The sequence below is a fragment of the Curtobacterium sp. MCLR17_032 genome, from assembly GCF_003234795.2.
Classification (GTDB): domain Bacteria; phylum Actinomycetota; class Actinomycetes; order Actinomycetales; family Microbacteriaceae; genus Curtobacterium.
On record NZ_CP126268.1, the window covers coordinates 586597 to 609123 of the forward strand.

At 69.6% G+C, this 22527-nt stretch carries 19 protein-coding genes; 9 read left to right on the forward strand and 10 right to left on the reverse strand.

What is annotated here, in order from left to right:
• The 4 genes from DEI97_RS02805 (at position 1) to DEI97_RS02820 (ending at position 5449) form a co-directional block, all read left to right on the forward strand.
• Positions 1 to 1239, forward strand: a complete 1239-nt coding sequence (locus DEI97_RS02805) for a hypothetical protein (protein ID WP_111074857.1) — start codon at positions 1 to 3, stop codon at positions 1237 to 1239.
• A 73-nt stretch (positions 1240 to 1312) separates the two neighbouring features.
• Positions 1313 to 2323, forward strand: a complete 1011-nt coding sequence (locus DEI97_RS02810) for a glycosyltransferase family 2 protein (protein ID WP_181439242.1) — start codon at positions 1313 to 1315, stop codon at positions 2321 to 2323.
• A gap of 297 nt (positions 2324 to 2620) precedes the next feature.
• Positions 2621 to 4441: a DUF4012 domain-containing protein gene (locus tag DEI97_RS02815; protein WP_111074859.1), complete on the forward strand. Its 1821-nt coding sequence runs from the start codon at positions 2621 to 2623 to the stop codon at positions 4439 to 4441.
• Positions 4442 to 4891: 450 nt separating this feature from the next.
• Positions 4892 to 5449 carry a hypothetical protein gene (locus tag DEI97_RS02820; protein WP_111074860.1) on the forward strand — a complete coding sequence of 186 codons (558 nt, stop codon included), beginning with the start codon at positions 4892 to 4894 and terminating at the stop codon, positions 5447 to 5449.
• A 538-nt stretch (positions 5450 to 5987) separates the two neighbouring features.
• Here the strand turns inward: DEI97_RS02820 and DEI97_RS02825 are convergent.
• Entirely contained in the window at positions 5988 to 6329 is a 342-nt protein-coding gene (locus DEI97_RS02825; RefSeq protein ID WP_111074861.1) for a hypothetical protein, read from the reverse strand.
• On the reverse strand, positions 6326 to 7486 hold the full coding sequence (locus DEI97_RS02830; RefSeq protein WP_111074862.1) for a TRAFAC clade GTPase domain-containing protein: 1161 nt from the start codon (positions 7484 to 7486) through the stop codon (positions 6326 to 6328). Before DEI97_RS02830 ends, DEI97_RS02825 begins: the two co-directional genes overlap by 4 nt.
• A gap of 119 nt (positions 7487 to 7605) precedes the next feature.
• Here DEI97_RS02830 and DEI97_RS02835 point away from each other — a divergent pair, with 119 nt between their 5' ends.
• Together DEI97_RS02835 and DEI97_RS02840 are read left to right on the forward strand one after the other, a co-directional pair.
• Positions 7606 to 7938 carry a DUF4333 domain-containing protein gene (locus DEI97_RS02835; protein ID WP_111074863.1) on the forward strand — a complete coding sequence of 111 codons (333 nt, stop codon included), beginning with the start codon at positions 7606 to 7608 and terminating at the stop codon, positions 7936 to 7938.
• On the forward strand, positions 7935 to 8288 hold the full coding sequence (locus DEI97_RS02840; protein ID WP_111074864.1) for a hypothetical protein: 354 nt from the start codon (positions 7935 to 7937) through the stop codon (positions 8286 to 8288). Before DEI97_RS02835 ends, DEI97_RS02840 begins: the two co-directional genes overlap by 4 nt.
• Before the next feature lie 42 nt (positions 8289 to 8330).
• Here DEI97_RS02840 and DEI97_RS02845 read toward each other — a convergent pair whose 3' ends face one another.
• Positions 8331 to 8870 carry a VanZ family protein gene (locus tag DEI97_RS02845; protein WP_111074865.1) on the reverse strand — a complete coding sequence of 180 codons (540 nt, stop codon included), beginning with the start codon at positions 8868 to 8870 and terminating at the stop codon, positions 8331 to 8333.
• A gap of 284 nt (positions 8871 to 9154) precedes the next feature.
• On the opposite strand from DEI97_RS02845, the gene DEI97_RS02850 reads away from it, so the two are divergent.
• Both DEI97_RS02850 and DEI97_RS02855 read left to right on the forward strand, forming a co-directional pair.
• Positions 9155 to 9478 carry a hypothetical protein gene (locus tag DEI97_RS02850; RefSeq protein WP_110904938.1) on the forward strand — a complete coding sequence of 108 codons (324 nt, stop codon included), beginning with the start codon at positions 9155 to 9157 and terminating at the stop codon, positions 9476 to 9478.
• A gap of 358 nt (positions 9479 to 9836) precedes the next feature.
• On the forward strand, positions 9837 to 16658 hold the full coding sequence (locus DEI97_RS02855) for an Ig-like domain-containing protein (protein WP_111074866.1): 6822 nt from the start codon (positions 9837 to 9839) through the stop codon (positions 16656 to 16658).
• 103 nt (positions 16659 to 16761) lie between these two features.
• Here the strand turns inward: DEI97_RS02855 and DEI97_RS02860 are convergent, their stop codons facing one another.
• Together DEI97_RS02860 and DEI97_RS02865 are read right to left on the reverse strand one after the other, a co-directional pair.
• A complete protein-coding gene (locus tag DEI97_RS02860; RefSeq protein WP_111074867.1) occupies positions 16762 to 17301 on the reverse strand; it encodes a hypothetical protein in 540 nt (179 codons plus the stop codon).
• 83 nt (positions 17302 to 17384) lie between these two features.
• Complete coding sequence (locus DEI97_RS02865) at positions 17385 to 18233, reverse strand: histidine phosphatase family protein (protein WP_111074868.1); 849 nt, start codon at positions 18231 to 18233, stop codon at positions 17385 to 17387.
• A gap of 22 nt (positions 18234 to 18255) precedes the next feature.
• Between DEI97_RS02865 and DEI97_RS02870 the strand changes: the two genes are divergently transcribed.
• Positions 18256 to 18735 carry a GNAT family N-acetyltransferase gene (locus DEI97_RS02870; RefSeq protein WP_111074869.1) on the forward strand — a complete coding sequence of 160 codons (480 nt, stop codon included), beginning with the start codon at positions 18256 to 18258 and terminating at the stop codon, positions 18733 to 18735.
• A gap of 49 nt (positions 18736 to 18784) precedes the next feature.
• Here the strand turns inward: DEI97_RS02870 and DEI97_RS02875 are convergent, their stop codons facing one another.
• The 5 genes from DEI97_RS02875 to DEI97_RS02895 form a co-directional block, all read right to left on the reverse strand.
• Positions 18785 to 20011 carry an MFS transporter gene (locus DEI97_RS02875; RefSeq protein WP_146248138.1) on the reverse strand — a complete coding sequence of 409 codons (1227 nt, stop codon included), beginning with the start codon at positions 20009 to 20011 and terminating at the stop codon, positions 18785 to 18787.
• Between the two features lie 159 nt (positions 20012 to 20170).
• The gene (locus tag DEI97_RS02880) at positions 20171 to 20749 is read right to left on the reverse strand and encodes an NADPH-dependent FMN reductase (protein ID WP_111074871.1); all 579 of its coding nucleotides are present in this window, start codon (positions 20747 to 20749) and stop codon (positions 20171 to 20173) included.
• 25 nt (positions 20750 to 20774) lie between these two features.
• Complete coding sequence (locus tag DEI97_RS02885; protein WP_181439243.1) at positions 20775 to 20951, reverse strand: hypothetical protein; 177 nt, start codon at positions 20949 to 20951, stop codon at positions 20775 to 20777.
• Positions 20952 to 20982: 31 nt separating this feature from the next.
• Positions 20983 to 21687: an HAD family hydrolase gene (locus DEI97_RS02890; RefSeq protein ID WP_111074872.1), complete on the reverse strand. Its 705-nt coding sequence runs from the start codon at positions 21685 to 21687 to the stop codon at positions 20983 to 20985.
• Positions 21684 to 22505: an ornithine carbamoyltransferase gene (locus DEI97_RS02895; RefSeq protein ID WP_220039199.1), complete on the reverse strand. Its 822-nt coding sequence runs from the start codon at positions 22503 to 22505 to the stop codon at positions 21684 to 21686. Before DEI97_RS02895 ends, DEI97_RS02890 begins: the two co-directional genes overlap by 4 nt.
• Positions 22506 to 22527: the final 22 nt, after the last annotated feature.

The window sequence follows — 22527 nt, forward strand, 5'->3', positions numbered from 1 at the left end:
GTGATCTCGAACTTCCACTTCTGGTACGCCATCACATGGACGATGTGCCTGATCGCGTACAGCTGGGAATGGTCCGAACTGAACCAGCCACTGCGGCCGGATCTTCTGACGTTCTTCTGGCTGTCCATCGTGATGTCAACGCTCATCCTGGTCGTGCAGCTGGGGCGAGGGGCCGCGAACGACGACCGAGACGTCGTGCTCAGGTCCGCACGTGAGGGCAAGCGCGACGGGCGCAGTGTCACGGTGATGTTCGTCATCGGGTTCGCCCTCGACTTTGCCTACCAGGGGGCGATCCCGTTCTTTCGCGGGGGCTACACCGGGTTTGACATCACAGCACAGATCCAGTCAACGGTTGGAATTCCTGTTCTCCACGTCGTCCTGATCGGCGGAGCAATCTTCTTTGCCCTAGAGCGTTCCGACCGTTTTTTCGTGCAGAGGTCTCGCTCTTACGCCCTCCAGTTCGTCGTCATCCAGATACTGCTTCTGCTCAACAACAGTCGCGGATACATCACCTTTTGCGTAATCGGTGCACTATTGTTGTTCGCGCTACGGAAATTCTCGGACGAGGGCAGGATGCGTCCTCAGATCCTCGTTTTGGCAGCGATCGGTGGCGTTGTGGTCTTGTTCGGTATCGGAGTGTTCGGGAACATCCGCTCTGGTTCATCCTGGTGGGATTCGAGCCACATTTCGCACTTGGGTCGATATCAAGATAGGTACCCAGGCTGGTTGAGCGAGCAGTTCCAGTGGGCCTATACGTACTTCACGAGCCCACTCGCCAACCTCAATCTTAACCTTTCGGTGAGGCCGGTTGATGGCTCATTGACTCAAGTATGGCTGGCGTTCTTGCCCGACACCTTCGGTAAGTACTTCGTGGCTGAACGGGTCAATGTTGTGTATCTGGTCTCGTACCTGAATGCGTCGACCGGCTATGTCGTGCCGTACTACCTCGGTGGCGGAGTGCCCGCACTGTATGTCTTCTACATCCTGCAAGTGGTGTTGCTCGAACTGGGGGCGTTCCTTGCGCGAAAGATCGGCACCGCCGTTGCGCTGTTTCAAGTTTGTGCGTCAGTCATCGTCATCGTCTTCGTCTTCTACAACTCCTTCTCCGACGCCGCAACCTGTTTTCTGATCCCGCTAGCTCTAGCTGTCGGACTGGTAAGACGGCGCCGGGTCGAGAAGAAAACTGCCGGTGGTCAACAGGTCGGCCGTGCTGGGGCATCGCCTCTACGTCGAGCGTGACCTGGGCTCGTCTCGCTATCCGATTACTTGAGTAGATGGGCCCGGTAAGTCATTGGAACAGTCAGTCCCTCGTTTGAGCGTAGTCATCCCAGCGTTCCAATCAGCACATGTCATCCTCGATGCAGTGACGAGCGTGCTCGACCAGGCAGTAGCCGGTGTCGAGGTCGTCGTCATCGATGACGGAGGTGCGGATGACATCGTCGGAGCCTTGGCATCGCTGGCTTCAGATGAGCGCCTCAGGCTCATACATCAGGATCGCGCTGGAGTGTCCGTGGCTCGGAACCTGGGAGTGCGCGAGTCGCGCGGAGCGTTCCTGATGTTCGTCGATGCGGATGACCGCCTCACGCCGGGCTCCCTGGGTGGGTTCCTGGAGTTCGCGATCGAATCGAGGTCGGACGTCGTGATCTCAGACTTCTTCCTCACCCGGGGTGCAGAAGGCGAACTGGTGAAAGCCGTCAACTCCGATCTCACGAGTTTCAATACATCCGATCGCGCGGTCCTGCAGTGGCTGACGCTCGCTCGGGTGGGGTTCCAGAACAAGCCGAACGTCGGGCTCCTGGGTGCGCCGTGGTCGAAGATATACTCGCGGACCTTCCTCGAAGAGCGATTCAGCCGCGAGAACCTCTTCCTCCCTGGGCTAACACGGGGTCAAGACGTGTTGTTCAACACCGAAGTCTTCGGCGAAGCCAGTCGAATCGGTTACTGGCCATTCGCGACGTACTCCTACTCGGTCTCAAGCGACTCGTCGTCGCATCGGCCAGCGCATGACTTCGCGGACAAGATCGCTCTGCTCGAGGCAAGTCTGCTGCAACTCATCTCGTCGAAGGGGTGGGGTCATCTCCGCCCTGCTGTGGCGAAGATGGTCGTCACCTTGTTCGAAGAGTCGCTGCTGCGGATCGGGAGCGGACTCTCACCCGCGAAGGTCCGCGACTTGCGCTCGCGACCGCCTGTCCGAGCGGCTCTGAAGAGCGCGCGTCTTAGAGACTTCAGTCTTGCGGGCAGGGTGAAGCTGGTGGCCTTCCGCGTTGGTCCACGCTGCACCGCATTGCTGATGCGCGCATTGCGCCGGATATCTCGGCGGTGACTGCGCGTCTGGGCGCGCTCGGAAGCTGTGGTCAGGTAGCCGGTGAGTGTGAAGAAGGCAACGACGCCGATTGCTCCTGCTGTCCCGGCGAGCTCTGGCCACGAGTGCCGAACGAGTACCGAGAGGATCCCGACGCCCCAAGGAGCGTCCAGCCATTGATCCTGCGCTCAACGCACCTGCCGGCACGGAGACGGGTATATCGCGCTTGGCGGCAAGCGCGATCGGATACTTCGAAGCCGAGAACGGCAATCTGCGTGGTCGGCTTGTCGCGACGTGGCACAACCCTAGGATTACCTCATGTCCGACCAGCCCGAGTCTGGACGCACTGCAGCACGTCGCGGGTCTGGGGCCCGCGTTGTCCTGTGGGTCGTCCTCGCCCTCGTCCTCCTGCTGATCCTCGCCGTGGCGTGGATAGGCGTCCGTGGTTTCCTGGCAAGGGGGCACCTCGAACGCGCCGTGGGTGACGTCAACACGCTGCGATCGCAGCTCACCGGCGGCGACACTGCTGCGGTGCAGGGGACTGCCAAGCACCTGCAGGACGAAGCGGGCGCTGCCCGCTCGCTGACCGGTGACCCGATCTGGGGCGCCTCGCAGTACATCCCGTTCTTCGGGACGAACCTGCGAGCCGTGCGACAGGTGTCCGTCGTTGTCGATGACGTTGCCCGGAACGCCGTCACGCCGGTGTCAGGCGTTGTCGGGAAGTTCAGCACCGACAGTTTCGCGCCCAAGAACGGCAAGATCGATCTGCAGCCGATCGAGGACGCCCAGCCAGCGGTCGCGAAGGCTACTTCGACCTTGCAGCGGGCCGAGCGCGATGCGCAGACGATCGACACGAGCGCCACGCTGTCGCCCGTGACCACAGCGGTCGGGCAGCTGCGAAACGCGCTGCAGTCGGCCTCGGCCCAAGCCGGGACCGCCAACCGCATCGTTCAGCTCGCCCCGGCGATGCTCGGTCACGACGGCGACCGGAACTACCTGCTGTTGTTCCAGAACAACGCCGAGCTGCGCGCAGGCGGGGGAATACCTGGCGCCGTCGCGCGCCTGCAGGTCGATGATGGGCACATCAAGCTGGCGGCACAGGCGTCGAGCACGGACTTCGGGAAGTTCGATCAGCCCGTCTTGCCGCTCGACGAGGACACGAAGAGCCTGTACGGATCGATCACCGGCGAGTACATCCAGGACGTCACACTGACCCCGCGGTTCGACGTGTCGGCGAAGCTGGCGCGGGAGATGTGGAAGCAGAAGTTCGGCGAGCAGGTCGACGGGGTCCTCGCCATCGACCCCGTCACGCTGAGCTACATCCTGCGGGCGACCGGGCCGGTGCAGCTGCCGACCGGCGACACGCTGACCTCGGACAACGCCGTCAAGCTTCTGCTCAGCGACGCATACAGCAAGTACGCGGACCCGAAGGTGCAGGACGCGTTCTTCGCTTCTGCAGCGAGTTCGGTGTTCGAGAAGGTGTCGAGCGGCACGTTCGACACCAAGCAGTTCATCGCCGCGCTGACCCAGGGCGCCGACGAGGACCGTCTCCGGCTGTGGAGCGCGGACAACGGCGAGCAGCAGCTCATCAACGGCACATCTGTGTCGGGCGCATTGCCGAGTGCGACCAAGGCCACTCGGCAGTTCGGCGTCTACCTGAACGACGGCACCGGCTCGAAGATGGACTACTACCTCGACAAGAAGGTCTCCGTCGGTGGCTCGGTCTGCCGGAAGGACGGTCGGCCGACGTCCGTGATCCAGGTCACGCTGAAGAACACTGCGCCCGCCGATGCGGCCACGAGCCTGCCCGAGTACGTGACCGGCGGCGGGGACTTCGGGACAGAACCCGGCAAGATCAAGACGCTCATCGCGGTCTACGCGCCGTCCAATGCGATCTACCTCGGTGCGTCCCAGGACGGCAAAGCCACGGGCCTCCAGACCACGGTCGACGGCGACCACCCGGTCGTGCAACTCCGAACGCTTCTCGCTCCCGGGCAGAGCACCACGTTCCGTGTGGCGTTCCTCGGCGAGGCCAAGTACGCGAAGGCCGGCGTACAGGTGGAGTCGACTCCCGGGGTGCGGGAGTCGAAGGTCCAGCCGCTGCAGTTCGACTGCGCGAAGCCGGTCCCGGTCGGCTGAGCCGCGACCGGCGACGACGGTGACGCGAACTCTAGGGGCAGAAGACGCGGTCTCGTGCGCAGGCCTGATCGGTGAGTCGCCGCATACCGCGGTGTCGCGGGACCCCCACTCCGGGGGGCAAGAGCCGACCTGAGTGGCCGTCGAGCCTTCCCATCTCGTGGCAAGATCCCCGCTGTCGCTGGTCGATCTGCCCGCTGAACTGGGCTTTCAGTCCGTGATGGCTGATGTGTGACGGGTTCGTGCTCCAATCCAGAGCTCAACCTGGGAGCGAATCCAGCCCGAGTTCACGCATTCGTTGCACAAAGGGTGGCAACAGACTGTGAAACTCCGCTAGATTGAGGGAACTTCGCCAATCGCACTCGCCATCACTGGTCGTGGGGGATTGACATCTGCGGAGGCAGGGCTCTGGTATCAGGGTCTGTCAGATCAGATCACTAGGGGAACTACTTCATGAAGAAGCTCATCGCCGCGGTCGTGCTGGCTGGCGCCGCACTGCTCGCAACTCCGGCCGCCGCCAACGCCGCTGGTTACGCACCCGACTCGAACGTCTCCATCTCGGGCAACTACGTCGCCGGCGGCGTCGTCGTCGTCAACTTCAGCCCGGGCGCGTTCCAGAACAACGAGACCGTCAACGTGCAGATCACCGGTGCCGGTGTCTCCTCCGCGACCCTCGGCGCTCTGCCCGTGACCACCGTCTCGAAGGCGTACACCGCCGGCGCCGACGGCTCCCTCCCCGTCCGCGTCACCCTCCCCGTGGGTGGCTCGGGTTCCTACAACCTGACCGCCACCGGCGCCACCTCCGGTGTCGTCGGCGTCGCGTCCTTCACCCTCGCGCCGGCTGACGCCGCTGCGGTTGCTGCGGGCTCGAACGGCACCAACGGTTCCCTCGCATTCACCGGTTCGACCGTCTCCGCCCTGGCCCTCTGGGTCGCCGGTGGCGCAGTCGTCCTCGGTGGCGGCCTGCTCGTCGTGCGCGGCTCGGTCCGTCGCCAGCGCGAGACCGTCTGAGCTTCAGCTCACTGAACGAAACCCCCGGGGCCGAGAGGCTCCGGGGGTTTCGTCGTTCTGGGGGGCGTACGTCAGGTCACGACGAGCAGGACGGCGACCACTCCGATGACGAGGAGCGGGGCGACCACCCAGAGCCACCATGGAAAGGCGGACGGGCGACGGTACTGGTGGGATTTGCGATTCGGGTTCACGTGCTGACCGTAGGACCGCGAGGTGTCCGCCAGATCACCGGCTGCGCGACCCGGCAGTGAGTTTCGGCGGATTCGCGGCTTCCCGTAACACGAACGTCGTGGCTGACCCCGCGGTGTCCTCCTCAGAGGGGACTCGGTCCATGGCGTCAGGTCGCTCGTCCGTGCCCCGTTGTGCCTCGGAGCAGCCCTCAGGAGAGAGCGATGACGCCGCCGACGATGACGATGACCGTCAGTGACGAGAGGACCCAGGTCCACCAGGGGAACAGGGGTGGACGGCGGAAGACTCTCTGCGGGGCGGACATCCCGCAATGATAGATGAAATACCAGCGGACGCTGATAAAGGGTCGTCAGTCGCGCGGAGCCTTCGGCAGCTCCCACACCTCCGCGTACCGCTCTCGCACAAGCGGCCAGACCTGCTCGACCGCGTCCTCGACCGAGCGCACCGAGTCGCTGAGCGGTGGGGTGAGCACGAACTCGTGGGGGATTGGCCGTCCCGAGCGGTCGTGCCGCCCCTCGGGGTCGGGGAACCGCACGGCGAGCATCCCGGTCCGTCGACGGATGGTGGCGGGCACGTCACGGACCCCGGCGAACGCTTCTTCGTAGCGGGCCAGGGGGTCCTGCCCGGGCTGCTCGGTCGCCAGGAAGCGGAAGCCCCACGTGCGACCGCGGGTGGCCCAGATGAAGCTCATGCGTCGTCTCCTCGGCGGAGCACCCGGTCGTCGACCCCGCGCTCCAGGTCCTCGGCGAAACGGGCGAGCACCCGGGTGGTGAACTCCCGCTCGGCTTCGGCCTGGTCCTTGACCTTCGCCACCTTCTTGGCGGCGAAGCTGACGGCCTTCGAGCCGAGCCCGCCGCCGATCATGCTGACGGCAGCGCCGACCAGGTTCGACTTCACGAACTTCGACGTGCCGAGGAACCCGACGACGGGTCCGACGAACTTCAGCAGCTGCTCGGCGACCTGGGCACCGCGCTGCCGGGTGGAGGCCCACTTCGCGAAGCGCTCGAACGGCAGCATCGCGGTCATCGGCAGCAGCAGGTCGACGCCGGTGCGGGTGGTGACGTCGATCGCGCCGGGGGTGAACTTGGCGGAGGACAGCAGCAGGAAGTCCTCGCCGACGTCGAGCGCGTCGGGGTCCTCGACGAAGCTCTGCAGCACGCTCCGCAGCTCGTCGAGCTCCCCGCCGGCCTTGCCGATGACGAGCTCGCGGAACTCCTCGACGTCCAGGTCGGGCAGCAGGTCTGCCTTCGACAGTGCGAGGGTCCAGATGCGGGGGAACCGGGCCAGGCGTCTGCCGTCCTCGAGCACGTCGTCCCGCAGGGCGTAGAGACCGGTGTGGAAGTCGGTGAGCAGGGCCTTGAGGTACCGCTCCTCTTCGCCGACGTTCTCGGCGAGCAGCTGGCCGTCGACGAGCACGACGGCGACGTCTGCGCTGAGCAGGGACCGGAAGGTCTCGACGCGTCGGGCTTCCTCGTCTGCGGAGCTCGGGTCCTCCTCGAACCACTCGCCGGGGTAGTCGTGCCACACGATGCCCAGGGGCTTCGCCGCCTTCTGCTTCGAGCGGCCCTTCGGCAGGTCGTCCGCCGACGGTTCGATGACGAACCGGTACGACGTGGCGCTGAACCGGTTCGCGCTCGGGACGGTGGAGCTGTCCCGCATCCCCAGGTAGTTGCGGTGCAGGGCCCGCCCCTGTGCGCGGTCCTCGGCGGTGACCGCATACCGGTTCGCGCGCCGGACCTTCGGCTCCTGCGCGGCGCCGTAGAACGACGAGAGCAGGACGGTCTTCCCGCTGCCGCTGCCTCCGAAGACGGCGATGTGCTGTTCCATCGTGGTGCTGGTCGAGGCCATGATCCGACCGTAGGCGGGTGCACCTGCGCGCTCCGCCCGCCACCCCGGACCTGAGCAACCACGAAGGATAGGTTCGACAGAAGCTCGACATCGGGTCGGCAGCACGACGGGGGACGCAGATGCAGATCAAGCACGTGACCGGGGCGGCCCTCGGGGCGCTGGTGCTCGCGACGACACTGGCGGGGTGCTCGGCCTCGGCGTCGGTGTACCGCACGGTCAGTCCGGAGAGCTTCGAGTCGACGGTGGTCAAGGCGCTGCAGAAGACCTCCGACGCCACCCCCGAGGTCGACTGCGGTGACGAGCAGATCGCGCTGAAGGACGGCGACCAGGTGCACTGCGACGTCAACGCCAAGGGGTACGACGTCATCTACGACTCAGTCGTGACGATCAGCGCGAAGAGCACCAAGACCTACAGCGTGCACGTCGAGGTCGACGAGCAACCGAAGTCGTGACCGACGGACGCGAGCCGGCGGATCCGCCGGCCACGGGCCTCCAGGTCGGCCTGTCGGTCACCGCGGTCGTGGTGACGGGCCTGCTCGGGCTCGTGTTCTCGGTGGTCGACCTGGTGCTCATGCTGTTCGTCGGGGGGATCGACGTCTCGAACGGCCGGACCGACGTGACGGCCAGCCGGATCTCCATGGGGCTGCTGCTGCTCGTCGCGACGGCGCTGTGGTGGACGGGCGTGGTGATGACGACCCGGGCGGTCGGGCGGAAGCGCACCGGGTTCGGCCCGGCACTCGGTTTCGGACTGGGCAGCCTGCTGCCGCATCTCAGCATCTGGGGCATCGGCAACGGCTCCTGAGGCGGTGGCCCTTGGATGGACGAAGGGGTCGGTGGCGTGCGGTCAGGCCCGCCGCCGCGCCGCCGCCCCGAGCAGCACGACCCCGAGCACCGCTCCGAGGACAGCACCCATCGTGTTGGCGACGACGTCGTCGATGGTCGCGAACCGCGCCGGCAGGAACAGCGCCTGTCCGGTCTCGATCGTGGCGCTGACGAGCAGGCCCGCGCCCGCGCCGGCCCACCACCAGCGGGCCCCGGCGAGCAGGACCACGAGCAGCCCCAGCGGCACGAAGAACGCCACGTTCGCCAGCGACTCGATCATGTCGTAGCCGAACCAGCTCGGCGCCCCGCGCCGTTGGGCAGCGGCGACCAGTCGGATGATCAGGGGGTACGCGCCAGAGTCGACGGGGGTGCCCCAGAAGCCGATGAGGACCACGCCCACCCCGTAGGCGACGGCCAGCGCGCCGGCGACCCGGCGACTCCGGCCGGTCGCGTGGGCGCTCGTGCCGCCACGGCGGCGGAGCGCGCGTCCGGAGGCGACCACCCGTCGGACCGCAGCCGACGTCACGTCGCGCACGTCGGGCTCGGGTCGGTCGGGGGTCACGGGAGCGACGCTACCGGGGCGGGCCTCCAGGGCGGATCCACCGCTCGGCGGACCACCGGACGGGAGGCCCGCCCCACCCACCTGGATTCCGTCCAGAAAGCGAGTACCCCGGTTTGTCCCCTGTACCCCGGAAACGTGACGTTCCGTCCCGGTTTTCCGGGGTTCGATACCGGAGCGGATCAGGAGAACCCGTGAATCGACGCGGCTGGCTGGTGAGGGAACCGGTGCGCGCCGTAGCGTTGTCCCGCAAGCAGATGTACCCCAGAACGTGAAGGAGCAGGGCCATGACGATCATCAGCCACGACGTGCACCAGGTCGAGGTGACGCTGGACACCGACACGGTGGACACGATCGCCGTCCTCGAGGCCCAAGTGGCCCACACTCCTTCCCGCGCCTCCCTCTCGTGGGCCGAGGTCGAACCCGGCCTCTGGTCCGCCAACTACGGCGGCTACTTCGGTGGCACGGTCGACAAGCGCGATGGGCACTACTTCGTGTCCGACACGTTCGGCCAGTACGTCGGGGACTTCCGCTCGCTGGAGGACGCACAGTCGCGTCTCGCCGAGCGTCTGCACATCGTGCTCCCGTCCGTCATCCGCCCGGTCGACTGACCGGCTTCGACGGACTGATCACGGTCACCCGACCACGAGGGTTCGAACGCAGCAGCGAAGCACCACCCGGAGCATGACCTCCGGAACAGCATGACCGAGGCCCCGCCGGAACACCGGCGGGGCTTTGACGTTCCTCGGACAATCGGCTCCGCCCGGCACGTCCGGACGGGGCCGGAACTGTCCCCAGTGTGGGGGTGTGTACCCCGAAATCCCGGGAGAGGTCCCCCCTACTGGGGACCTCTCATGTCCCCGTGCGTGATCGGCCCACTGCCAGGATCGGGCTCGGCGTGAACGGTCGTTCTCCGATTCCCTCGGGTCCTCGAGCGCCAGGTTCGCTGTCTCGACCCGAAAGTGACTCATGCTGCCTGCTCCCCAGGGCACCGCCCTGCCTCGCCGCGCGTTCGGCCTCCGTCCCCTCGCCATGCTCGGCGCCGCGCTGCTCGTCGGCGCCGGCCTGAGCACCGCCGCCGTGGTCTCCGCCGCCCCCGCCTCCGCCGCGGTGCAGGCGACGCAGGACAGCCACTTCGTCTGCGACCAGAACACGCTGTACGCGACGAACAGCGCCGGCAAGGTCGTCGCGATCGACATCACGACGGGCGCGAGCAAGGGCACGACGGTCGACGTGGCTGACCTCGGCACCGGCGCGAACAACGGCCTCGGGATCTCCCGCGAAGGCACGTCGATGTTCGCGGCCGGCAACAACACCACCGCCACGCTGCGGTCCTTCGACCCGAAGACGAACACCGCGTCCGGACCGGTGGCCACCGACAAGGTGCGCCCGGTGCTCCGCGGTGCGGTCAACCCGGTCACCGGCATCTACTACTACGGCGACAGCTCCGGCGCGCTGCTGGCGTACGACCCGGCGACGAAGAAGGCCATCGGGCAGGTCGGGACGATCCCGAACCTCAAGCCCGGCAACGGCGACTTCGCGTTCAGCTCCCGCGGCCTGTTCTTCGTCGTCGCAGCCGACAAGGTGTACCGCGTCGACACCGAGACCGTCCCCACCACGGCGGGCACCACGGCGCTGACCACCACCGAGATCGCCACGCTGCCGTCCGGCACGGACAGCCCGGGCATCGCGTTCTCGTCCGACGGCTACCTCTACGTCTCGAACACGACGACCGGTGGGACGACGCAGAACCCGGTCTCGACGACGACGCTCATGCAGCTCGACCCCACGTCGGGCGCCCAGGTCCGGAGCTTCCCGGTCGTCGGCAACTACAACGCCAGCGACCTGGCCACCTGCAACTACGCCGACACCGTCACCGGCCGGGCGAGCGTCGACCAGCGGTGGAAGGCGACCGACCAGTTCGGCCTCGCGATCACCGGCGACGGCATCACCGCGGCGAGCAAGGGCACCAGCGCCAGCACCACCGGCAGCGCCACCGGCCTGCAGGACCAGAAGGCCGGCGCGATCCTGACCACGCCGGGCAAGAAGTACACGGTCACCCAGACCGCCGCCGGCACCACCGACCTGGCGAACTACACGACCACGTGGAAGGCGGTCGACGTCAACAGCGGCACCGCCGTGGCGGCCGGCACCGGGCAGACCGCGGCGTTCACGTTCCCGCAGGCCGTGGGCACCGACGGCACCGACGTCGTCGTCACGTTCACGAACACGCTCAAGCTCGTGCACGCCTCGACCACCGCCGACACGTACTCGACCCCGGTCGACACCACCCTCACAGTCCCGGCCGCCGGCGTGCTGGCGAACGACGCGGGCACCGCGCTGACGGTCACGAAGCACACCGACCCGACCTCCGGCACGCTGACGATGACCGCCACGGACGGCAGCTTCACGTACACACCGGACGCCGGGTCCTCGGGCACCGCCCAGTTCGACTACACCGCGACCGACGGCAGCGGCCAGACCTCGACCAGCACGGTCACGATCACGGTCACCCCGACCGCCACCGACGACGCGTTCAGTGTGCACGCCGGCTCGACCGCCACCGTGGACGCCGCCCACGGCCTGCTCGCCAACGACCACGGCTCGCGCCTGACGATCACCGGCAACACGACGCCGACCCACGGTTCGCTGAGCCTCGCGGCCGACGGCTCGTACACGTACACGCCCGACGACCGCTTCTCGGGCGCCGACAGCTTCACGTACACGGCGAAGGACGGCTCCCGCGCGACGATCACCGGCACCGTCAGCATCACCGTGCTGCCGACCGCGAAGGCCGACACCATCACCGCGACCGCCGGTCAGACCACGACCGTCGCCGCTCCGGGACTGCTCGGCAACGACCTCGGCTCGGGCCTGACCGTCACGGACACCACGACGCCCGCGCACGGCACGGTCACGGTCGGCACGGACGGCACGACCACGTACACGCCGGCGCCGGGGTACTCCGGGCCGGACGGCTTCGACGTGACGATCACCGACGGCAACGGCGAGTCCGACACCGTCACCGTCACGGTCCGGGTCGCCCCGAAGGCCGTCGACGACACCGCGACCGTCGACGCCGGCAGCTCGGTCAGCACGACCACCCGTGCCACCGGCGTCCTGGGCAACGACTCCGGCACGGCCCTGACCATCACGAACTCCACGGCACCGGGCCACGGCACGCTGGTGCTCGACGCCACCGCCGGCACGTACACGTACACGCCGACCGCGGGCTTCTCCGGGACGGACCGCTTCGACTACACCGCGACCGACGGGTCCGGTGCGGCGACGTCCGCCACGGTGACGATCACGGTCCGCCCCGTGGCCACCGCCGACACCGTGACCACGCCCGCCGACCACCCGGTCGTCATCGACGTGCAGGCGAACGACTCCGGTACCGGCCTGACCACCACGGTCGTCGGCCAGCCCCAGCACGGGGCGGTCGCGGTCGCCACCGACGGCACCGTCCAGTACACGCCCGCCGCCGGTACCTCGGGGACGGACTCCTTCACCTACACGGCGACCGACGCCGCGGGGAGGACGACCGCCCCGGTGACCGTCTCCGTGACCGTGACCCCGGTCGCGAACGGTGATGCCGCATCGGCGCAGGCCACGAAGACGCTGACGATCCCGGCCGCGACCCTGCTCGGCAACGACTCCGGCACCGGCCTGACCATCACGAAGGCCACCGGCCCGTCCCACGCCGACGTGACGCTCGGCACGGACGGCACGATCACGTACACCGCGACGCCTGGCTTCTCGGGGACCGACACCGTCACGTACACGGTGACCGATGCCTCCGGGCAGTCGACCACCGCGACGATCACGGTCGTCGTCGGGCCGATGGCGAAGCCCGACACCGCGACCGCCACCGCCGGCACGACCCTGACCGTGGCCAAGGCCGACGGCGTGCTCGCCAACGACCAGGGCTCCGACCTGCGGGCGAGGACCGACCGTGCGCCGGCGAACGGCACGCTCGACCTGCACGCCGACGGCTCGTACGCCTACACGCCGGCCGACGGGTCCTCCGGCAGGGACACCTTCACCTACACGGCGACCGACGGCTCCGGTGGGACGTCCACCGGGCTCGTCACCGTGACCGTGCGGCCGAAGGCACAGGACGACCGCCTCACCACGACGGCCGGCAGGCCGCTCGTCGTCACCGCGGGCACCCTCACCGGCAACGACGCGGGCACCGGCCTGACCGTCACCGCGGTCACCGACGGTGCGCACACCACCGTCGTCCTCGGTACCGACGGCTCGATCACGATCACCCCGGCCGACGGGACCTCGGGCACGGACTCGTTCACGTACACCGTGACCGACGCCGCCGGGAACACCAGCACCGCCACCGTCCGCGTCCTCGTGGCTCCGGTCGCGACCGACGACGCCGGCAGTGTGCGGGCGGGGGAGACCCTCGCCCGCACGACCCCCGCCACCGGGGTCGTCGGCAACGACCACGGCACCGGCCTGACCATCACCCGGCACACCGAGCCGGGCCACGGCGTCCTGGTGCTCGACGACACCACCGGCGCGGTGAAGTACACGCCCGTCGACGGGTTCTCCGGCGACGACTCGTTCACCTACACGGTGACCGACACCGCCGGCACACCCGCCACCGCCACGATGACGCTCGTCGTCACGCCGGCGACCGCGGAGGACCGGGCGACGACCTCGGCGAACTGGCCCGTCACGATCGACGTCCAGGCGAACGACTCCGGCGTCGGCCTGCACACCGAGCTCGTCGGGGCGCCCGCACACGGCAGCGTCGTCCTCGAGCGGGACGGCACGGTCACCTACGCACCGGCTGCCGGGACCTCGGGGACGGACACGTTCACCTACCGGGTGACGGACGCGAGTGGACGCCCGAGCGGGCTGTCGACGGTGACCGTCACGGTCCTCCCGGTCGCGATGACCGACACCGTCGGGACCGCAGCCGGCAAGCCCGTGTCGATCCCGGCGGCGACGCTGCTCGGCAACGACTCCGGCACCGGCCTGGCCGTGACGAAAGCGGGCGGTGCCGACCACGGCGACGTCACCCTCGGCACGGACGGCACGGTCCGCCACACGCCGACGCCCGGCTTCTCGGGGACCGACACGATCACGTACACGGTGACTGACGCGTCCGGGCAGTCCGCCACCGCGACCGTCATCGTGGTGGTCGGCCCGATGGCGACGCCCGACACCGTGACCGCGACGGCCGGCTCGACACGAACCGTCTCGACGGGTGACGGCGTCCTGGCGAACGACCGCGGCACCGACCTGACCGCGACCGTCGACCAGGCGCCCGCACACGGCACGCTCGACCTGCACGCCGACGGCTCGTACTCGTACACGCCGGCCGACGGGTTCTCCGGCACCGATCGCGCCACCTACACGGCGACCGACGGCGCGGGCGCGAAGGCGACCGGCACCGTCACGATCACCGTGCGGCCCGCTGCCGGCGACGACAGCCGTACCACCAGCGCCGGGCAGCCGGTCACCGCGACCTCGGCCGCGCTGACCGCCGACGACGCCGGCATCGGCGTGCACGTCACCGACGTCACCGACGGCGCGCACGGCACCGCCACGGTGGACGCCGACGGCACCGTCACCTACGTCCCCACCGCCGGCTGGTCCGGCACGGACACCGTGACGGTCACCGTGACCGACGCGATCGGCAGCACCGCGACCAGCACCCTCACCATCACGGTGATCCCGGTGCTCGCCGTGCCCGACGCCACCGCCACCGCGGACGGCCAGCTCGTCGTCCCCGCCGGACAGGGCGTCCTCACCGGCTCCACCGGCATCGACCTCGAGGTCACCGGCCACGGCACCCCCGACCACGGCACCGTCGAGGTCGGCAAGGACGGCTCGTACACGTACACCCCCGCGCCCGGGTACTCCGGCCCGGACGGGTTCGACGTGACCGTCACCGACGGCAGCGGCGGCACCACCACCGGCACCGTGACGATCACCGTCGCCCCGAAGGCCGTCGACGACACCGCCACCACGACGGCCGGCAGCCCGGTCGCCGTCGCCGTCACGGGCAACGACTCCGGCACCAGCCTGCGCGTCACCGCTGTCGGCACGGCCACGCACGGAACGGTGAGCACCACCGGCGCCGGGACCGTCACGTACGTCCCGGCGGCCGGGTTCTCCGGCACGGACACGTTCCGGTACACCGTCGTCGACCCGACCGGCGGCACCGCCTCGGCGACCGTCACCGTCACGGTCACGCCGACGGCCACGGCCGACGTCCTCCGCACCGCCGGCGGCCAGGCGCTCACCATCGCCGGTCGCACCCTCACCGGCAACGACTCCGGCACCGGCCTCACCGTCACCGGACACGGCGACGCCCGACACGGCACCGTCACGACCGGCACCGGCACCACCGGCACCGACGGCGGACTCGTCTACACGCCGGCCGCCGGGTCCTCCGGCACCGACCGCTTCACCTACACGGTGACAGACGCCGCCGGGCAGACGACGACGGCCACCGTCACCGTCCTGGTCGGCGCCGTCGCGGTCGACGACTGGAGCACCACGACCACCAACGGAACCGTCCGGATGGCCCGCACGCACGGCGTCCTGTCCGACGACTCCGGCACCGGACTCTGGGCCTCGGTCGACCTCCACCCGCAGCACGGCACGCTCCGGCTCGCGAAGGACGGGTCGTACGTGTACGCCCCGTCCGCGAACTGGTCCGGCCGTGACTGGTTCACCTACACGGCACACGACGCCGAGGAGAACACCGCCGTCGCCCTGGTCGCGATCGACGTCACCCCGACCGCGACCGCCGACACCGCCCGCACCACCGCAGGCACCGCCGTCACCGTCCGCGGACCCGGCGTGCTCGGGAACGACCGCGGCACCACGCTGCGGGTCGTGTCCGTCGGGACGGCCGCCCACGGCGCCGCGACCATCGCCGCCGACGGCACCTTCGTCTACACGCCGGCCGCCGGGTTCTCCGGCACCGACACCGTGCCGTACACGGTGCGGGATGCCAGCGGGCAGACCGTCGACACCAGCGTCACCGTGACCGTCGGGATCGCCGCGGCCGACGACACCGGCCGCACGATCGCCGGGACGGCGCTCGCCGTGGACGCCCGCCACGGGCTGCTCCGCAACGACTCGGGCACCGGGCTCACCACGAGCCTCGCCCGCGCGGCGGCACACGGCACCGTCCGCGTGCAGTCCGACGGGTCGTACGTCTACACGCCGGCCGCCGGGTTCACCGGACGGGACACGTTCACGTACACGGTGACCGACGCCTCCGGGCAGACCACCCGTGCGACCGCGACCATCACGGTCGTCGCCGCAGCGGTCGCCACCGACGACCGGGGCACCGGCCGGACCGGACGCACCGTCACCGTCGAGCCGCTCGACAACGACAGCCCGACCGGTGGTGCGACGTTCGACACCGACACGCTGCACCTGGTCGACCCCGCCACCGGGCACATGACCGACCGGGTCACCGTGCGCGGCTCGGGCAGCTGGCACGTCGAGGACGGGGTCGTCACCTTCACGCCCGTCCGCGGCTTCCACGGCACCGAGAAGGTCGACTACACCGTGCAGGACAGCGCCGGGCAGGTCGTCACCGCGACGATCACCGTCACCTACCCGGTCGGGATCGCAGCCGTCGCCCACGTGGCGCAGCTCGCCTTCACCGGCAGCACGGGCCTGGCAGGGCGCGGGCTCGGGGCGCTCGCACTGCTGCTGGCCGGGGCAGCGCTGCTGCTCCGGCGGCGGATGCTGGCCGACGGATCGGTCGAGGAGACCGGGCCGATCGGACCGCGCCGACGCCGGTAGGCGTCGTCCGGAGTTCCGTGACAGCCGGGAGGCCCGGATCACGTCAGCCGATCGGCTCACGTGATCCGGGCCTCCCGTCCGTGTGTGGCGCGGGCGCGGCCCGTCAGTCGGTGCGGAGGGTGTCGTTCTCGTCGGAGGCCACCGGCTCGACCGGGGTCCAGCCGTACCAGCGGCCGTCGACCTCGGCCGTGAGGCGTCCGTCGCCGCAGGTGACGAGGGACGTCGTCGGCAGGCGGTCCGGCAGGAAGCCGGCGGTCATCGCCGGGCCGCCCTTCGCGTCGTCGACCGACTTGCACGCGCTCGTGTCGACCCCGTCGGCCGACGTGAAGCCGATGACGTAGCCGGGCTTGCTCGTGTCGAGCCGGACGTCGATGTCCTCTGCATCCGTCGGCACCCACTTCGGCATGAACCAGGCGAGGTCCTCGGAGTTCGCCGTCGACGGGGCATCGGCGTAGGTGGCGAAGTGCTCCTGCTGCTCGGGCAGGTACGGCTTCACCACGCTGCAGCCGGCGAGGGCCAGGACGATGACGCCCATGCCGAGGACGCCGACCGCGGAGGTGAGGGCCGAACGCTCGGATCGGGTGGTGGTCTGGGTGGTGTCGGCTGTGGTGTCGTTCGTGGTGCGGTGCTGCGTCGAGGTCATGTGTCCATCGTCTCGACGGGGTACCTACCGGGGAATGTGGCCACCTGCCGGAACGGGGTGGGGCTGACCCCCGGGTTGCCGGGCTACTGTGCCGGGATGGCTGACGACCCGATGCGCGCCCTGTTCTCGAGCGCGATGACCGCTGTTCCGGGCGGCGGCGACGCCGGACGGGCGGCCGGACTCGTGGGGCTCCTCGGGCTGCTGACCGCGCTCGTCTCGCTGGTCGGTGCCGTGGTGGTGGGGATCGGCGCGTTCGTCGTCGTGCTCGCACCGCTGGTGGTCGGGTTGGGTGTGGGGCTGCTGCCCGGCTTCACTCCGGGGCCCTGACCGGGGACCGTCGCCGGTCGACCCGTCGTGTCAGCCGACCCGCTGTTCCAGGCGATCCGTTGCCAGGTGGACAGTGCCTCCCAGCGCGTCGGGTCGAACCGGAACATGCTGCCCATGCCCGGCTGGTCGAGCTCGGGGGTGATCGGGACCCGGGTGAGGCTCGCCAGCAGGAGCGCCCCGACCCCGCCGTGCGCCACGAACACGATCGACCGCTGCGGCGTCTCGGCGACGAGCTGACGGACCGCCTGCTCGATCCGGCGCTGCGCATCGACGGCCCGTTCCCATCCGCGGACCGACTCCAGAGGCCGGGCGAAGAACGCATCGACGGTCGGCTCGAACTCCTGCGGATCGAGGTAGCCCGTGGCGCTGCGGTCCATCTCGCCCAGTCGCGCGTCGACTTCGGCGTCGAGCTGCCACGACCTGGCGAGCACCGCGGCGGTGTCGAGCGCCTTCCGTTCGGTGCTGCTGACCAGCCGCTCCGGCCGGGGCAGGACAGAAGCGGCACGTCCGGCGCGAGCAACTCCCTGCGGTGACAGGCCCCAGTCCTCGATCGGCACGGCGGGGTCCACGACGACCTCGGGGTGGGTGAGGAACGTGCAGTGCATCCGACGACAGTACTGTCGGGGTGTGGTCCTCGTCGGTGGTCGAACCGTGCTCGACGTCATCTCGCCGGAGCTCGCGCGCCGCATCGTCGCGCGTGACGAGCAGCCGGGGGACGACTGGCATCCGGAGTACCCGTTCGCGGACGAGCTCGACCCGCTGCGGTCACTCGCGGCCGCGTCGAGCACCGACCCGGTCTTCACCATGTACCTGATCCGGCGGCGATCGGACGGCTCGGCGGTCGGCGGCATCGGGTTCTTCGGGCCGCCGGACGGCACCGGGACCGTGGAGTTCGGGTACGGGCTCGTCCCGTCGGCCCGGGGCGCAGGAATCGCGACCGAGGCCGTCGAGCTGGCACTCCAGCATGCGGCTGACAACGGGGCACGGGCGGCCGTCGCGGACACCGACGTCGCGAACGTCCCCTCGCAGCGGGTCCTCGAGAAGAACGGCTTCGTCGAGGTCCGGCGCGGCGCAGCGCTCGTGTTCTACCGACGTGAGCTCGTCTGACGGACGGTTGCAGCGCCTCCCGGCTGGTGCTCGTCCCCCTCGGATGGAGTCAGCGGCGTGCCGCCACGACGGCGGACGCCACCGCGATCAGGACGAGACCGGAGACGCCGATCGCCGCAGCGCCGACGCCGGAGTGCGCGACGAGCGCGCCGGTGAGCGCAGCGCCGAGGGCGATGCCCGCGGCCGATGCGGAGTTGATCCAGGTGAACCCCTGTGTCAGCGCCGCAGCCGGCACCGTCGCCTGCACGATCTGTGACGACGACGCGACGAGCGGAGCGATCGCCGTCCCGCCGACGAGCAGCATCACCATCAAGCCCGCGAGCGTCGGCCACGCGGCCCCGATCAGGACGGCCACGGCGAGCACGATCGACGCGACCAGCTGGACGACCTGTGGCCGCGGACTCGTCCGGAGTGCGCCGTACGCGAGCCCTGCCACGATGCTCGCCGCACTGGACAGGGCGAGGACGACTCCGATGAGGGGTTGCATGCCCCGGGCGGCGGCGACGGCCGTGACGAGCAGCGGAACGGCGCCGAAGAAGCAGCCCAGCCCCAGGTTCACGCCGAGCGTCCAGCGGAAGCCCGGCACGGCGAGGACGTGCGACGGCTCCCGGGTGTGAGACGCCCGCGGCCGGTGCGGTCGCGGGGCCGTGTGCCGCTGCAGCGACACGACGCCGCAGCCGACCGCGACGAGCATCGCCGCCGCGGCCGACCCGGCCCAGGGGGCCAGGAGCGAACTCGCGAGCGTCGCGAGGACCGGTCCGACCAAGAACACCGCGTCGTTGACGGTCGCCTCGAGCGAGAACGCGACGCGGAGCGCCGTCGGTTCGGCCAGGAGGCCCGCCCACCGTGCCGCCGACAGCGCGCCGGGCTGCGGCATCGCGGCACCGGCGAGGACGACGGCCGCCAGCGTGACCGCGACCGGAGCCGACCCGGCGAGGAGGACCGCGGCGATGACGGCCACGACGTGGACGACGGTGACCGCCGGCACCGTCACCGACTGTCCCCAACGGTCCACGAGGCGGGCGACCTGCGGTCCCACCGCTGCCTCGGCGACGGCGAACGAGCCCGTCGCGGCGCCGGCGACGGCGAAGGACCCCGACGCATGCTGGACCGAGAACAGCAGGCCGAGCCCGGTCATCGCGACGCCGAGACGGGCGAGCGCCGCTGGCAGGAAGAACCCGAGCGCGCCTGGACGGCGGAGGACGCCCCCGTAGCGGGAGCGTGCCGAGCGGATGGCTCCGAGGAGAAACGACGAAGGAGCATGCGCAGTCGCCATGGACGATGCCTCCGACGCGGTGCGAGCTGTCAGTCGGCAGACAAGTCGGCCTGGGCTTCGACGATCAGCATCGGCACCGCGGTACCTCGCCATGATGGCGGGGCGGAGGGCCGTGGCGCAAGGCTCCCGGCGGTCCGGGCGACCGGTCCGGGCCGAACGTCAGACCTCCCAGTCCGACGAGTACGTCCTGCCCTGCAGCAGTTGCGCCAGTTCGACGTGGACCGACACCGTCTTGTCGAGACGATCGGCGCGGTCCGGCCGCAGCTGGTCGCCGTCCCAGTCCCGCTCGGAGAAGTACGCCGTGTAGGGGTTCACGATGCATTTGAAGTCCAGCATCAGTGATTGCGCGAGTGGTCCGGTCGCCATCGTGCTGTGCGGCAGACCGGCAGCGCAGACGAACGTGACGACCTTGTCGAACCATGCCGCACGCCGACCTGCACCGGTCGCGCCGGTGGACTCGATGAGCGACTTCACCGTCGATGACGGCGCCCAGTTGTAGATCGGGAAGGCGAGGACGACACCGTCCGCTTCGTCGATGACGCGGTGCACGGCGCTGAACACGTCGCTGTCGAACACACCGTCGTTGTCGAACGGCGGCAGCGAGACGTCCGCTAGATCGACCACCGTGCTCCGATGTCCCTGCGAGGAGATGGCGTCAGCCGTGTGCTCGGCGAGTCGGCGGCTCACGCTCGCCGGGTCGAGGCTGCAGGAGAAGACCGGGAGGTTCAGCGACGACACACGAGCACGGTACCGAAGCGACGGGTCATCCGACGCGACGGCTCCGCTGCCGTCGGACCTGCACGAGCATCACCATCAGCGCGAGCCCGATCAGCACCGGGATCCAGACGGATCCGGATGCGGCCGGTGCCACGACGACTCCGAGCACCAGGCAGGTCCCCGCACAGACCGCGATGACGACGTCACTGGCTGTCCACTTCATGGTCGTTCCCCTCGTTCGACTTCCTGACACGCTACGACTCTGCTGCGCCGGTGTCACCCCGGGAAGCCATGGTCGAGAACACGAGGTCCCTGACGGTCGCCGCGTCCTGCGTCGCGCGGTCGATCAGGACGCCTGGCATCCCGGCAGATCGAGCGCCGGCTACGTCGCGGACGGGATCGTCGCCGAAGAAGACGCAGTCGGCGGGGCGGACTCCCACCTCGGCCGCGAGTGCCACGAACGCACGAGCGTCGGGCTTCTGGAACCCGATCCGCTCCGAGACGCACACGACGTCGAACAGCTGGTCGATCCCGGTCTGCGCGAGCTTGTCGAGCTGCTGTTCCTCGGACCCGTTGGTGAGGAGCCCGACGCGGTACCCCTGCGCACGGAGGTCTCGCAAGAGGTCCGCGACGTCGGGGAACGTCCGCCACGCAGCCCGGTACGAGCGGAGGTAGTCCGCGAACATCGCGTCGACCCCCGCGTCGTCTGCGGGGATGACACAACCGAGCGGCGGCAGCACGGTCCGGAGGCGCTGCCGACGTTGCTCAGGGAAGCTGACCTCCCCGAGACGCCACCGTTCGAACTGCTCCTCCTCCGCGGCGAACCAGGAGGCGAGCGTGGCCTCCGTGCTCTCCGCTCCCTGGCGCTCGAGGAACGCCGCTGCCCCGAGCCGAGCTGCACCGACGTGGTCGAACAGCGTGCCGTCCAGGTCGAAGCAGGCTGCCCGCGGGGTCGTCATCCGAGGTCCAGACAGAACGCCATGACGGCCTGCTGCACGGGGAGCAGCGGTGCCTTGAAGGCGTGCCCGACGAAGGCGGGGTGGTCGATCGCGTCGGCGCTCACCTCTCGGCCGCGGATGAACGGCGGGCAGGGCGCGAAGCGGACTCCGGTCGGCGCCAGGTCGAGCAGCTCCGCGGTGACGCGGAACGGCGCGAGCGCGTCGGCATGACGGCCGGGTCCGTCGGTCAGGACCACGTCTGCTGACCGCACCGCAGCCTCCAGGTCGTCGGTCCAGACCGCACCCGGAGTCGCGAGGTCAGCGGGGCAGCACTGCACCAGGTCGAGCTGCAGGACGCGAGCGGCCTCTTGCCAGGCGCGGGCGATGTTGCCGTCCGCGCCCACGAAGAGGAAGCGGAGCGCGGTGATCTCGCCGTGTCGGCGCAGCGAGAACAGGTCGGCGAGCACCTCGCACGGATGGTTCTCGTTGGTCATTGCGTTCACGACGGGCAGCGCCTGCGCCGCGGCCAGCTGCTCGATGACCGCCAGGTCCGGGTGCCGGGCCACGACGATGTCGGCCCAAGGAGCCAGGTACTCGGCGACGTCCGCGAGCGCCTCCGGTTTGTCGAGCGTCGTGTCCGGGAACACGATCGGCTGCAAGCCCATCAGGGACGCTCCGCGTTCGAACGTCACACGCGTGCGCAGGCTCGTCGACGGGAAGAAGAGGACGGCTGCGCCATGCGTCGTCGGACCGCGGCCCTGGTCGTAGGCGTCAGCGAGGGCGAAGACCGCTTCGACGTCGTCTGCCGACCAGGCGTCGAGGGTGGTGAGGGACCGCATGGCACCACCGTAGACAGTGGCG

What these genes read in the sequence shown, in the direction of transcription:
- DEI97_RS02860 (WP_111074867.1), bottom strand. Translation starts at nt 17,301, where the DNA reads ATGACCTCGACGCAGCACCGCACCACGAACGACACCACAGCCGACACC.
- DEI97_RS02850 (WP_110904938.1), top strand. Translation starts at nt 9,155, where the DNA reads ATGACGATCATCAGCCACGACGTGCACCAGGTCGAGGTGACGCTGGAC.
- DEI97_RS02895 (WP_220039199.1), bottom strand. Translation starts at nt 22,505, where the DNA reads ATGCGGTCCCTCACCACCCTCGACGCCTGGTCGGCAGACGACGTCGAA.
- DEI97_RS02815 (WP_111074859.1), top strand. Translation starts at nt 2,621, where the DNA reads ATGTCCGACCAGCCCGAGTCTGGACGCACTGCAGCACGTCGCGGGTCT.
- DEI97_RS02855 (WP_111074866.1), top strand. Translation starts at nt 9,837, where the DNA reads ATGCTGCCTGCTCCCCAGGGCACCGCCCTGCCTCGCCGCGCGTTCGGC.
- DEI97_RS02865 (WP_111074868.1), bottom strand. Translation starts at nt 18,233, where the DNA reads ATGCACTGCACGTTCCTCACCCACCCCGAGGTCGTCGTGGACCCCGCC.
- DEI97_RS02885 (WP_181439243.1), bottom strand. Translation starts at nt 20,951, where the DNA reads ATGAAGTGGACAGCCAGTGACGTCGTCATCGCGGTCTGTGCGGGGACC.
- DEI97_RS02875 (WP_146248138.1), bottom strand. Translation starts at nt 20,011, where the DNA reads ATGGCGACTGCGCATGCTCCTTCGTCGTTTCTCCTCGGAGCCATCCGC.
- DEI97_RS02830 (WP_111074862.1), bottom strand. Translation starts at nt 7,486, where the DNA reads ATGGCCTCGACCAGCACCACGATGGAACAGCACATCGCCGTCTTCGGA.
- DEI97_RS02825 (WP_111074861.1), bottom strand. Translation starts at nt 6,329, where the DNA reads ATGAGCTTCATCTGGGCCACCCGCGGTCGCACGTGGGGCTTCCGCTTC.
- DEI97_RS02890 (WP_111074872.1), bottom strand. Translation starts at nt 21,687, where the DNA reads ATGACGACCCCGCGGGCAGCCTGCTTCGACCTGGACGGCACGCTGTTC.
- DEI97_RS02820 (WP_111074860.1), top strand. Translation starts at nt 4,892, where the DNA reads ATGAAGAAGCTCATCGCCGCGGTCGTGCTGGCTGGCGCCGCACTGCTC.
- DEI97_RS02835 (WP_111074863.1), top strand. Translation starts at nt 7,606, where the DNA reads ATGCAGATCAAGCACGTGACCGGGGCGGCCCTCGGGGCGCTGGTGCTC.